Raw genomic sequence first — 315 nt, forward strand, 5'->3', positions numbered from 1 at the left:
CATGGTGTCGCGCCTGAAGATCATGGCCAGCATGGACATTGCCGAAAAGCGTCTGCCACAAGATGGCCGCATCTCGCTGCGCCTGGGCGGGCGCCCGGTAGACGTGCGGGTGTCCACGCTGCCCACCAGCCACGGCGAGCGCGTGGTGCTGCGCCTGCTGGACAAAGAAGCGGCGCGGCTGGACCTGGCCACGCTGGGCATGCCCGCCGACACGCTGGGGCAGGTAGATGGCCTGATTCGCCAGCCGCACGGCATTTTGCTGGTCACCGGCCCCACCGGCTCCGGCAAAACCACCACGCTCTACGCCGCGCTATC

1 protein-coding gene is annotated in these 315 nt (G+C 68.3%); it reads left to right on the top strand.

Going from position 1 to position 315, the window contains the following annotated elements:
• Positions 1-315, top strand: a 315-nt coding sequence (locus tag ACZ9XP_RS17900) for a GspE/PulE family protein (RefSeq protein WP_465188960.1), incomplete at both ends; no start/stop codon positions are given.

The sequence above is a fragment of the Vogesella perlucida genome (genome assembly GCF_979366545.1).